The 9,238-nt window shown below is 74.9% G+C and carries 8 protein-coding genes and 1 tRNA gene; 3 read left to right on the top strand and 6 right to left on the bottom strand.

The genetic code is table 11. The features are described 5' to 3' along the window. Positions 1-150: 150 nt before the first annotated feature. The 4 genes from ACFWUZ_RS32360 to ACFWUZ_RS32345 form a co-directional block, all read right to left on the bottom strand. Positions 151-1,446, bottom strand: coding sequence for a hypothetical protein (locus tag ACFWUZ_RS32360; RefSeq protein ID WP_384381023.1), 1,296 nt, complete (start codon positions 1,444-1,446; stop codon positions 151-153). A gap of 315 nt (positions 1,447-1,761) precedes the next feature. Then, positions 1,762-2,931 (bottom strand): S8 family peptidase, encoded by a 1,170-nt coding sequence (locus tag ACFWUZ_RS32355; RefSeq protein ID WP_384381020.1) that lies wholly within the window; start codon positions 2,929-2,931, stop codon positions 1,762-1,764. Between the two features lie 100 nt (positions 2,932-3,031). Then, on the bottom strand, positions 3,032-3,475 hold the full coding sequence (locus ACFWUZ_RS32350; protein WP_384381034.1) for a GNAT family N-acetyltransferase: 444 nt from the start codon (positions 3,473-3,475) through the stop codon (positions 3,032-3,034). 355 nt (positions 3,476-3,830) lie between these two features. Beyond that, on the bottom strand, positions 3,831-4,529 hold the full coding sequence (locus ACFWUZ_RS32345) for a 4'-phosphopantetheinyl transferase family protein (RefSeq protein WP_384381017.1): 699 nt from the start codon (positions 4,527-4,529) through the stop codon (positions 3,831-3,833). Between the two features lie 125 nt (positions 4,530-4,654). Here ACFWUZ_RS32345 and ACFWUZ_RS32340 point away from each other — a divergent pair, with 125 nt between their 5' ends. After that, positions 4,655-5,410 carry a thioesterase II family protein gene (locus ACFWUZ_RS32340; RefSeq protein ID WP_384381014.1) on the top strand — a complete coding sequence of 252 codons (756 nt, stop codon included), beginning with the start codon at positions 4,655-4,657 and terminating at the stop codon, positions 5,408-5,410. A gap of 38 nt (positions 5,411-5,448) precedes the next feature. On the opposite strand, the gene ACFWUZ_RS32335 is transcribed toward ACFWUZ_RS32340, so the two are convergent. After that, on the bottom strand, positions 5,449-5,979 hold the full coding sequence (locus tag ACFWUZ_RS32335; RefSeq protein ID WP_384381011.1) for a hypothetical protein: 531 nt from the start codon (positions 5,977-5,979) through the stop codon (positions 5,449-5,451). Between the two features lie 236 nt (positions 5,980-6,215). On the opposite strand from ACFWUZ_RS32335, the gene ACFWUZ_RS32330 reads away from it, so the two are divergent. Next, positions 6,216-6,758 (top strand): phospholipase, encoded by a 543-nt coding sequence (locus ACFWUZ_RS32330; RefSeq protein WP_384381008.1) that lies wholly within the window; start codon positions 6,216-6,218, stop codon positions 6,756-6,758. Between the two features lie 455 nt (positions 6,759-7,213). Here ACFWUZ_RS32330 and ACFWUZ_RS32325 read toward each other — a convergent pair. Beyond that, a tRNA-Arg gene (locus ACFWUZ_RS32325) sits at positions 7,214-7,286 on the bottom strand. Positions 7,287-7,618: 332 nt separating this feature from the next. Here ACFWUZ_RS32325 and ACFWUZ_RS32320 point away from each other — a divergent pair. Beyond that, positions 7,619-9,238, top strand: coding sequence for a dynamin family protein (locus ACFWUZ_RS32320; protein ID WP_384381031.1), 1,620 nt, complete (start codon positions 7,619-7,621; stop codon positions 9,236-9,238).

The raw sequence follows: 9,238 nt of genomic DNA, 5'->3' as shown, positions 1-9,238 counted from the left end.
CGGCTTGGTGGCCGGCCCCCTCCTCTTTGGGTGGGGGGGGGGGGGGGGGGGGGGCGGGGGGCCCGGGGGGGGGGGCGGGGGGGGCGCCGGGGGGGGGGGGGGGGCGGCCCCGCCCCCCCCCCCCCACCCTGGGGAGCGGGGCCGTACGGGTCAGGCGAGGGAGAAGGTGACCACCGACTGGTACGTGTCGGCGAACATGAACGGCGGGAGCTGGATCACCCCGGCGCCGCCGACGGCGAACTCACCACCGGTCAGTTCCTCCCCGCCCGGAGCCTGGGAGGCGACCTTCATCGGGGTGGCCGTGATGGCCCCCGGCGTACCGGTGGTGCAGGTGCTCGGGCTGTCCGCGTTGGTCACGGTGCAGGACGGCTGGATGCCGATCTGGGCCGTGGCCATGGTGTGGCCGGTCGTCCCGTTCAGGAACGGCGTACGCGTGGCCGTGACGTCCCAGCCGAGCGTGCCGCCGCGGAAGTCCTGGACGGACATCGCGGTGAACTGCCCGACGACCGACTGCGGCTTGCCGTTGATGGTCACCTTGCCGAAGCTGACGGCCGGGTTGCCGTTCTGCGGGCCGATGGCCAGCGGACCGGGCAGCACCTCGACGTCGACCGGGTTCTTCACGCCCGGCTGGTCCTCCAGGAAGACGAAGTCCTTGTAGGGGGTGATCGCCCCGTCGATCCTGATCTGGTCGGCCTTCTCGGTGACCGTCAGCGCACAGGTCGCGGCCCCCGCCGCGGTGGCCGTGCCGTTCCCCTCGTCGCCGGTCGGCGCGCCCGCGAGCAGGGCCGAGCAGGTGACGGGACCGGCCGGGAAGTTGGCGCCGGTGACGGTGACCTCGGTGCCCGCCTTGCCGCTGTTGGGCGTCAGCTTGGTGGTGACCGGGTCCTTGGGCAGCGCCTCCACGGCGACCGAGCCGAGGGCGGCGCTCGGGCGGGGGGCGGGGATGCAGGTGGTGGTGAACACCGAACCGGATAGGTCCGCGTCCGTCACCGCCTGGTCGAGGGCGACCGGCACGGCGGTGCCCTCGGTGCCGTCCGGGATCGTGATGGTGCCCGAGAACGAGGCCGGGTCGAGGGGCTGCCCGGCGACGACGGTGACCGTCTCGGGCGGGCTGGTGACCACCTGGGTGGTCGTCCCGACCTTGAGGGTGACCTTGGTGGTGTTCACCGTGGTGACGGAGAAGCTGGGGATCAGCGGGCTCGGGCCCGCGTCGATCGTGATCGGGACGACGTCACCGGCCTTGGCCCCGTCGGGCAGGGTGACCGTGAAGTTCTGGTTGCCCGAACCGTCCGGCTGCGGCGCCGGGGCGTCGCAGTTCTCGAAGACGGGGGTGGTCTTGGTCGCCGCCTGCGCGGTCCCCGACAGACCCACCACACCGCCCGTCAGGGCCAGGGAGAGGGCCCCGGCCCCGGCCAGCACTCTTCGTCTGAGCATTCTCGTACTCACAGGGTCGCGACTCCTTCGTCATGACGAACCCTCCCCCCACCCGCTGTGTGGGGGAGGCCGAGCCGGTGCGGTGGCCGATATTGACGCGTCGCGGTGATGAGAAGTCAATGGATTGTTTTCGCCCGAAGCGCACACACATTGATGTCCCATCAGGTCGGGTCCGTGCGACGGAGCTATCCCTGGGAAGGGAGGGACGACGGGCGGCGGGAGGGCCCGGGCCGGGGCGGCGGCAGCAGTGCGGGGGACGGGCGGCGGGTGGCGGGTGGCGTGGGGCCGTGGGGCCGGGGACGGGGAGCGCTCCGGCCCGGCCTCCGGTCACCGCTCGGCGGGCGTGTGCAGCAGCAGGTTCGGCGTGCCGGCCGGGAGGGCGGTGATCGCGTCCGGCACGGCGCCGCGCAGCAGCGCCTCGGCCACCTGCGCGGGGGTCCGTACCGCAGGGCCCGCCGCCAGGACCAGCGCGGCGGCTCCGGCCACGTGCGGGGCGGCCATGGACGTGCCGGAGGACCGGGCCGTGGCGGTGGCGGAGCCCTTCCAGGCCGAGGTGACGGCCACGCCCGGCGCCGAGAGGTCCACGCAGCGGCCGTGGTTGGAGAACCGCGCCCGCCGGTCCTCGGCATCGGTCGCGCCGACCGTCAGGGCCTCGGGGACCGCAGCCGGCGAACCCCCGCAGGCGTCCTTGCCGTCGTTCCCGGCGGCCACGGTGACGGTGATCCCGGCGGCGACGGCCCGCTTCACCGCCGCCTCCAGGGCGAAGCTGCGGCTGCCGCCCAGGCTCATGTTGGCCACCGCCGGGGTGGCCGGGGCCCTGGCGGCGTCCTTGACCAGCCATTCGAGCCCGCCGACCATCGCCGACAGCCGCGCGGCGCCACGGCAGTCGGCCACCTTCACGGAGACGAGCGAGACGCCCTTCGCGACCCCGTACGTCTCCCCGCCCGCGGTCGCCGCCACATGCGTGCCGTGGCCGTTGCAGTCCCCGGAACCCGAGAGGAACACCCCGTTGTAGCCGGTGCGGGCGCGGCCCCCGAACTCCTGGTGGCGGATGTTGATCCCGGTGTCCACGACGTAGACCGTGACGCCCTCGGCCCTGCCGGGGTACGTGTACGAGCCGTCGAGCGGGAGCCCGCGCTGGTCGATGCGGTCCAGCGGCCAGGGCGCCTGCGGCTGGGTACCGGTGGTGCGGAACTCGGCGTCCGGCTCCACCGAGGCCACCCGCGGGTCGGCGGCGAGGGCCGCGGCGCGGGTGGCGGTGGTGCGGACGGCGAAGCCGTGCACGACGGTGTCGTAGACGGGGCCGACCTCGTCCCCCGCCTCCGCGGCCTCGGCGCCGAGCGCGCGGGTGGGGGCGCGGGGGGTGCCGTCCGCGAGGATCACGACGTAGGGGGCGGTGGGGCTCTCGGCGGCGCTCTCGGCGGCGGTGGTGGGCGCCACGGCGGTGGCCGCCACCAGCAGGGCGGCGGCCGGGAGGAGCGCGGTCAATGCGGTCATGCGGCCGATGCTCGGCGAGTGGTGCCGCAGGCGCGCGGAGGGTGCGCCGTGTGGGCGCACGACACGCCGCCGCAGGGGCTACGGCGGACGGCTCCGGCCCTCAGGGCGTGACGGGCCAGCCGCGCATCGAGAAGACGCCCTCGTCGCGGGCGCCGGCCGAGGCGTAGGTGGCCAGGGCGGCCTCGTTGTCGGTGTCCACGCCCACCCACATGCCGTAGCAGCCGCGCGTCCTCGCCTCCTGGGCGAGCGCCAGCGTCAGGGCGCGGCCGATGCCGAGGCGCCGGTGCCCCTCGTCCACGGAGAGCTCGTACAGGCACATCTCGGTGCCCTTGTCGGGGTGGGTCATCTCGACGCCCGAGACCATGCCGACGGGACGGCCGTCCACGTAGGCGAGGAGCATCAGGTGCCCCGGCGCGGCCAGGAAGCGCTCGCACCACTCCGCCCGGGCGGGGCCGTCGAAGAGGCCTTCGGCGGCTTCGAGTTCGGCGACGGTACCGGCCCGGCGGATGTCCATGGCGGCCACGATATCGGCGGCACGGACCAGGGGGCACCGGATTTCGGTACGGCATGGCGGACGGCGCCCGAGCCGGTCCGGCGGACCCTCCCGCTCGCCTGCGAGGCGCTGACGGCAGGCAGCCTCGCGACGGGCACGGTGCCCGCCGAGGGGCACAACGAGGCGTACGGGGGCCTAGGTGTACGGGGACGAGGCGTACGAGGCTTACGGGGCGTACGAGGACGAGGCGTACGAGGCGGACGGGGACGGGCCCGGACGCGGTCCCCTGCTCGGGACGCGCCGGCCCGCGCCGGGATGAACGGGCTCGGCTCCGTCCGGACGGGCGGTACGGGACCTCGGCTCCGCGACGCCGCGGAGCACCGCTGCCGCCGCCGGGCCGATACGGCTACGCGCGCAGGGCGAGGGCCGCCGCATAGCCGGCCGGGGCCGGGAGGTCCGCCAGGGTCCAGCCCGGGACGCGGGCCGGGGTGGCGGCGGAGCCGACGTACGGCTCGGCCACGCCGAGCGCCAGCCCGGTGCCCGTGGCCTTCAGGTACGCCTCCTTGCGGGACCACACCCGGGCCAGCGCCGTCCGGCGGTCGGGCTCCGGCAGGTCGGTCAGCTCGGCGGTCTCCGCCGGGTGGAGGGTGTTCAGGATGTCGGCCACGGCGGAGGCGCTCGGGAGCCCTTCCACGTCGATGCCGACCGGCGCCCCGGCGAAGGCGAAGAAGGCCAGGTCCCCGCTGTGCGAGAGGGAGAAGTGGATCACACCGCCGGCCACGGCGGGACGGCCGTGCGGTCCGCCGCAGCACGGGCAGTCCTCCCGGACGAGGGCGACCTTCTCCGGGGCCAGGCCCAGGTAGCCGCCGAGCAGCACCCTCAGTCCCACGTGCGAGGCGAGGTAGCGGCGCCGGTCCCCCTCCCGCAACAGCCGCCCCGCCCGGTCGCGTTCGGCCGCGTCCAGCATCGCCGTCGCCCCGCCGAGGGGGTGCCCGCCGACCACGTCCTGCGTGATGTCCAGGGACCACACCGCCGCTTCCGCACCCCTGGGGACGGCTCCGGTCCGCGGTGCGTCGTCGTCGAGCCGGTTCACGTATTCGATCACCTGATGAGCCTAGACGAGCGGCCTGCCGGGCGCAGGAGGGTGCGGGGCGACGCCCGGCCGGTCCCTGGAGCAGACTGCGGGGGACACGGACAGCCGACCGACCCGACGACGAGGTGCGCACGAGCATGACGACAGGCAGGGACAGCAACAGGTGGTTCCGCAGGTACCCCGCGCCGGCCGCGCCCCGGCGCCGGCTGGTGGTGCTGCCGCACGCAGGCGGTGCCGGGAGCTTCTTCCACGCCTGGGGCCGCGCCTTCGACGCCGGTACGGAGGTCCTGGTGGCCACGTACCCGGGGCGGCAGGAGCGGCTCGCCGAACCGTGCATCGACCGCATGGAGGTGCTCGCCGACGAGGTCACCGCGGCGCTGCTGCCCTTCGCGGACGTACCCCTGACCCTCTTCGGGCACAGCATGGGAGCCTCGCTGGCCTACGAGGTGGCGCTGCGTCTGGAGGCCCGGCACGCCGTACGGCCCGCCGCCGTCCACGTGTCCAGCCGCAAGCCCCCGCACCGGCTGGCCCCGCGCCCCCTCCACCTGCAGGGCGACGAGGCCCTGATCGCCGAACTGCGCAGGCTCGGCGGGACCGACAGCGCCCTCCTGGACGATCCGGACCTCCGGGAGATCGTGCTGCCGGCGGTCCGGGGGGACTTCACCATCGTGGGCACCTACGGCCCGCGCAGCGCCGTCCCGCTCGGCTGCCCCGTCCACGCCTGGATCGGCGACGCGGACCCGTCCACCTCGGTGGCGGAGATGGAGGCCTGGCGCGATGTCGCGCCCCGCGGATTCGAGCTGCGGGTGCTGCCCGGCGGCCACTTCTACCTCGTGGAGCAGCACGAGGCGCTGGTGCGCGGGATCGCGGAGCAGCTGGACCCCGTCGGCTGACGAGGCCGCCCGCACCGGACCCGGCCGTCACCGCGCCCTCAGTAGCCGGCCGTCACCGCGGCGCGGCCGCCGGCCTGCGTTGCGGGCGTACGGGGTGCCTCCGGCGAACGGGTGCCGTCCGTCCAGGCGTACACGTGCTTGCCGCGCACCACGACCTGGTACTGGTGCACGCCCCGGCATTCGGCCCGCTCCTCGCCGCCGGTGTCGCCGGGCCACCACCTGGCCGCAGGCTTCGGGCCGTGCATCGGCTTCGGGGCGGCCGCCGTGCACCGGGGGCCGTCGAGCGGGGTCGCCCCGAGGGTGAACCGGATCAGGCGGGCCTCGCCCTCGGAGTGCACCCGTATGCGGACGTCGGTGGCGTCCCTGGGTATCCAGGACGGCAGCGCGAAGGGGTTCCTCCCCCGGGTGGGGGCGTCGGCGGCGCTCGCGAAACGCCTGCCCTTCTCCTGGAACACCTGCTCGTCGATCGTCTCGGACACGGGGTTGGGCGGGAGGTTGGGGAGGGCGAACGCGGCGCAGGCGAGGGCGCCCAGGGTGGCGGAGACGATGACGAGCGGTCGGCGGTTCATGCCCTCCAGTCTCGGCGGCGGGGCCGCGCCGCCGCGTCCCCCGACAGGACGAACCGGATGCTGGCCGCAAGTCGCACACGCACTCATACCTGAGTCCCGGCCGTCCCTCTCAGGAGGGAGGGCAGGGGGAGGGCCACTGCGCGGCGGATCCCCCGGGCAGGCCAGTAACCCGGTGCCCCCCGGGCGCGTTGGCCGGAGCGACCGAGCCTCCCGCCCGCCCCGCCCCGAGGAATGCCATGCGCCGCCGTACCGCACCCGTTCTGGCATCGGCGGCAGCCGGTGCCTTCCTCCTCGCGTCGGCGGGCACCGCGTCGGCGGCCGTCCCGGCGCCGGTCCCGGCGGACAAGCCGCAGGTGCTGAGCCGTTTCACGCAGACCGGTGACGCCAGTTACCAGGCCTGGGCCCGGGCGCGCGGGGAACGGGACCTCTGGGCCGCGTACGCCTTCGACTGGTCGACCGACTACTGCACCGCCTCCCCGGACAACCCCCTCGGCTTCCCCTTCGCCCTGGCCTGCGCACGCCACGACTTCGGCTACCGCAACCACCAGGCGGCCGGTTCGTTCCCCGCCGCCAAGTCCCGCCTGGACCAGGCCTTCCACGCCGACCTGAAGAGTGTCTGCGCCCGGTACGCGGGCGCCCGCCGCACCTCCTGCGAAGGCACCGCGTGGACCTACTACCAGGCCATCAGGGTCTTCGGCGTCCCCCAGCAGGCCGCCCCTGCCTCCGCCGCCGCCCCCACCACCGCCGACCCCCGCACGCAGGAGGTGCGCGGGCAGTGAGTCCGGTACGGGCCTGCGGGGCAGTCCGCCGGCATCCGGGCACAGCGGGTGGATCGACACGGCACCAGGGGCGGGATCCGGCCGCCTCCCCGACTCCGCAACTGCTCCCGAACCGCTGCCGGAACGGCTCCCGAACCGCGGCCGGAACTGCTCCGGAACTGCTCCGGAATGGCACCGGACGGCTCCCGGGACCGACACGGGGCGGACACGGGACCGCCACGGGACCGACACGGGTCCGGCATGCGCCGCCCGCGCGTGCCGGAGGCGCTGCCGGGGGAGGCCACGCCCCCGCCGCGTCCGTCGTTCGAGGGAATCCGCCTCGGGCAGCCGGACCGTCAACGGGCCTTCCCGCGCGGCGGTCCGGCCCCTGCCGCGGCGCTACGGCCCTCCGACAAGCTGCTCTGACCTGCAGGAAAGCCCTCCGCGGGGGAGGGCTCGGGGTGATGGGGAAAGAGTGCCCCCGGCAGGACTCGAACCTGCGGCCAAGTGCTTAGAAGGCACCTGCTCTATCCACTGAGCTACGGGGGCCGGAAGGTGGCCGTGGTGGCCTGGAGCCCCGTGGTGGGGGTGGGACTGGGGTCCGTGCCGGGTCAAGGATAGGGCTCCGGTTGCCTTGTCCCGGTTGCTTCACTCGCGGGCCACGATGTGGAGGTTCGGTGAAGCGGTCCCGATAATCGCAGGCGGGTGCGATTCGCGCACCGCTTTTGCGCCGTGGCGCCCCCGGTGTTGTGCACTCGTTATGCCTGCGCCCCACTCGTCCGCCGTGTCTGGAATGTCTCTCTGGAGTCGCCATCGGCGCGCAGAGGACTTATAAGCTTCAAAAATGGTCCTAAATTGGGCATTCTTCGCATGTGGTGACCTTGGATGTACGGCCCCAGCTGCTCGATGCCCTGTCCGCCCTGCGCGACCGGGTCGCGTCCGTGCGTCTGCCGCTGCCTCTGCCCGGCGCCCCCCGCGCCCGCCAGACCAGAGCAGAGCTGCTCGCGCAGCTCGACGACTACCTCGTACCCCGCCTGAAGGCGCCCGAGGCGCCCCTGCTCGCGGTCGTGGGCGGGTCCACCGGGGCCGGCAAGTCCACCCTCGTCAACTCCCTCGTCGGGCGGCAGGTCAGCGAAGCCGGAGTGCTCCGCCCGACCACGCGCACCCCGGTGCTCGTCTGCCATCCGGATGATCATCACTGGTTCGCCGGCATGCGGGTGCTCCCCGACCTGATGCGCGTCTGGGTGCCGCACGGGGAGGAGGAGCCCGTCCCGGCGGCCAGGCGCCGGCACGGCGACCGCGGCCCCGCGACCGGCGGGCACGCGACCCGCGAGATGCGCATCGAGACCGTCTCCACCCTGCCCCGCGGCCTCGCCATCCTCGACGCCCCCGACATCGACTCCCTCGTGGTCGAGAACCGCACCCTCGCCGCCGAACTCATCTGCGCCGCGGACGTCTGGGTCATGGTCACCACCGCCTCGCGGTACGCCGACGCCGTCCCCTGGCACCTGCTGCGCACCGCCAAGCAGTACAAGGCCACCCTCGTCACCGTCCTCGACCGGGTCCCGCACCAGGTGCTCGCCGAGGTCTCCCGGCAGTACGGGGCCCTGCTCACCCGCGCCGGACTGGGCGAGGTGCCGCGCTTCACCGTCCCCGAACTCCCGGAGTCGGCCGGCGGCGGCGGACTCCTGCCGGCCAGCGCCGTCGCACCCCTGTACGCCTGGCTCGCCCACCACGCCCAGGACCCGGCCGCCCGCCAGTACGCCGTCGGGCGGACCGCGCTCGGCGCGCTGGACTCCCTCGGCCGCCGGATGCCCGAGCTCGCCTCCGCCGTCGCCGCCCAGTACGCCGCTGCCGTACGGCTGACCTCGTCCGTGGAGGACGCGTACAAGCGGGAGGGCAAGCGGGTGCGCAACCGGCTCGACCGGGGCGCCGTCCTGGCCGGGGACGCCCTGACCCGGTGGCGCGGCTACCCCCTCGACACGAGCGCCGACGAACTGCTGGACTCGCTCGCGGAGTCCCTCGCCGCCCTGCTCCAGTGCGCCGTCGCCGCCGCCGACGAGCGGATCGCCGCCGCCTGGCGGCTCGAGCCCGCCGCCGGCGCGGTGCCCGTGCCGGCCCCCGACCGGGAGGCGGGCGAACGCATCGGCATGGCCGTACGGCGCTGGCGGCGCGTACTGGAGGAACTCGCCGAGGAAGAGGTCGCCCGGCTCGACAAGCAGCCCCCGCCAAACCCGGACGCGGTCGCCGCCCTGCTCGTGGCCGCGCTCCTCGGCGGCAAGCGGGCCCGGCCCGCGGGCGAGAAGCTCGCCGAACGCATCGGCGCCCAGGCGGCCCTGCGCCTGCGCGACCGGGGCGCCGAGCTGGTCGGCGACCACCTCGACCAGGTGCTGCGCGCCGAACGCGACCGCCGGCTCGCGCCGTTGGAGGCGCTCGAAGTGACCCCCGAACCACAGGCCGAACTGATCGCCGCGCTGTCCGTACTGCAGAAGGAGAGGTGA

Origin of the sequence: Streptomyces sp. NPDC058646 (assembly GCF_042716875.1) — a bacterium.
In the GTDB taxonomy this organism is placed as follows: domain Bacteria; phylum Actinomycetota; class Actinomycetes; order Streptomycetales; family Streptomycetaceae; genus Streptomyces.
Note: the sequence above shows the minus strand (reverse complement) of the source record. Positions and strands in the feature narration are given on the sequence as shown.

What these genes read in the sequence shown, in the direction of transcription:
- ACFWUZ_RS32330 (WP_384381008.1), top strand. Translation starts at nt 6,216, where the DNA reads ATGCGCCGCCGTACCGCACCCGTTCTGGCATCGGCGGCAGCCGGTGCC.
- ACFWUZ_RS32355 (WP_384381020.1), bottom strand. Translation starts at nt 2,931, where the DNA reads ATGACCGCATTGACCGCGCTCCTCCCGGCCGCCGCCCTGCTGGTGGCG.
- ACFWUZ_RS32340 (WP_384381014.1), top strand. Translation starts at nt 4,655, where the DNA reads ATGACGACAGGCAGGGACAGCAACAGGTGGTTCCGCAGGTACCCCGCG.
- ACFWUZ_RS32335 (WP_384381011.1), bottom strand. Translation starts at nt 5,979, where the DNA reads ATGAACCGCCGACCGCTCGTCATCGTCTCCGCCACCCTGGGCGCCCTC.